This is a genomic window from Pontibacter sp. HJ8, from assembly GCF_054824225.1.
In genome coordinates this window covers 1-2,053 of record NZ_JSYF01000368.1, presented here as the reverse complement: position 1 = coordinate 2,053, position 2,053 = coordinate 1, and the positions used below count along the sequence as shown (strand labels likewise).

At 50.6% G+C, this 2,053-nt stretch carries 2 protein-coding genes; one reads left to right on the top strand and one right to left on the bottom strand.

What is annotated here, in order from left to right:
- Window positions 1-508 precede the first annotated feature (508 nt).
- Window positions 509-1,201, bottom strand: a complete 693-nt coding sequence (gene purQ, locus OB13_RS15695; protein ID WP_461491122.1) for a phosphoribosylformylglycinamidine synthase subunit PurQ — start codon at window positions 1,199-1,201, stop codon at window positions 509-511.
- Between the two features lie 132 nt (window positions 1,202-1,333).
- On the opposite strand from purQ, the gene OB13_RS15690 reads away from it, so the two are divergent.
- A partial coding sequence (locus tag OB13_RS15690) for a YicC family protein (RefSeq protein WP_461491121.1) occupies window positions 1,334-2,053 on the top strand: 720 nt, incomplete at its 3' end.

Here is a 2,053-nt window from a genome sequence, read left to right as displayed (position 1 = left end):
CCAAACTCGCTGAACGCTCGAACAGTGGAGGGTCACAAAGTGCAACTGGCTCAAGCTATACCTGCGTAGTTAAGGTTGTAAGGATGTCTTGCTATACTTGTCCGCTATACCTGCTGCTATACCTGCTCGTGCTGGAAAGTCTCCCTTCGAAGGGGGCAGGGGGATGATTAAACAGAAGCTATGAAACAGTAACTGAAGCCCTGGGAGGATAGCAGGCTCCCCTCCTGGGGGTAGGGGCCCTCGAAAAAGGACAAGCGAGAACGCGAGTTCGAAGCTTGCGAGCGTAGCTCTGAGGGGCAGGGGTGGTTGGATCCGGTAGAGCAAGCAACACGAAAATGCTCCACGTGCAAAGGCAGCAGTTACAAAACGGAAGAAAGGAATAGTTCTCCTCTACCTAAGGTATAGCTGTTTCCTGCAGGTATATAAAGCAGCAGCCCCTCCTGTGATTCACAAGAGGGGCTGCTGCTTTATAGTCTATTGATAGCCGCAGGGCTATACCTTTTTCTTCTTAAGCATTCACCATTTCCAGGATAGACTCGAAAATAGCGCGTCCGTCTGTGTTGCCCAGTTCCGGGTCTACAGCGCGTTCCGGGTGGGGCATCATGCCGAACACGTTCTTCTTCTCATTACTGACCCCTGCTATATTCAGCAGGCTGCCGTTGATGTTATAAAGCTCGTGCGTATCCGCCACATTGCTGCTATACTTAAACATGATCTGGTCGTTGCCTTCCAACTTGCGCAGTGTTTCCTTGTCAGCGTGGTAGCGGCCTTCGCCATGTGCTACCGGTATCTTGTAGGCCTTATTCACATCCAGCAGGCGCGTTGGCAACAGGTTGGTTGTCACCGGCCTGATGTACACGTTGTCGCAGATGAACTTCTGGTTTACGTTGCGCAGCAGTGCACCCGGCAGCAGCCCGGCCTCTGTCAGTATCTGGAAACCATTGCAGATCCCCATCACATACCCCCCTTTGTTAGCATGCTGCACAACCTCCTGCATAATCGGAGAGAAGCGGGCAATGGCACCAGAGCGGAGGTAATCTCCATACGAAAAACCGCCAGGCAACAAGATGAAATCACAACCCTGCAGGTCATGATCTTTGTGCCACAGCTTTACAACTTCCTGTTTCATGCCAACCTGAATGGCATCCACCAGATCTTGGTCGCAGTTGGACCCCGGGAAAACGACTACACCAAATTTCATGATTCAAAGTTAAGTAAAAATTTACTTTGGCTGCACATTCCCTCCCTATCTTTCAGGAGCTTTTACTGTTTCAGCTGCGTATAAGTGAAGAATTATCCCTAATTTGCCAAAACATTAATATTAAAAGTGCTTATGTTGCAGTCCATGACAGGCTATGGTAGTGCCCGCCTTGATACCGACCAATATTCCATCAGTATTGAAATAAGATCGCTTAACTCCAAAGGAATGGACCTGAGCGTGCGTCTGCCCCGCTTCCTGTCGGAGCGTGAGTACGAGGTCCGGACCCTGCTGACCAAAGCCCTGGTACGCGGCAAAGTGAGCATCTGCATTGAATACTCCAAAAACAAAACCCAGAAAGCAAAAAGCAACATCAACAAAGAACTGCTGAAGGCTTATTACAAAGAGCTCAGCGATGCAGCCGATATGGTAGGCGGTTCCAAAACCGACCTGTTCCGCCTGGCCCTGCATATGCCGGATGTATTGCAACAAGACCAGGGAGAAGATGAGGGAGAAGCAGACTGGGAAGTGGTGCAGCCCCTGGTGCAGGAAGCGCTGGACAACATCAACTCTTTCCGGGCCGATGAAGGCAAGGCCCTCTCCACAGAGATCATGTCCTACATAGACCGTATCCGCATTTTGCTGGCTGAGGTGGAAAAGCATGACCCCCTACGCATGGAGCAGATCAGGAGCCGCATCAGAGGCCATATCCTCGAAGTATCCAGTTCCGAACTCTACGACCAGAACCGCTACGAGCAGGAGATGATCTATTACATGGAGAAACTCGACATTGCCGAAGAAAAGGTGCGCCTGATTAATCACCTGCACTACTTCACCGAAACCGTTTTCCTACCA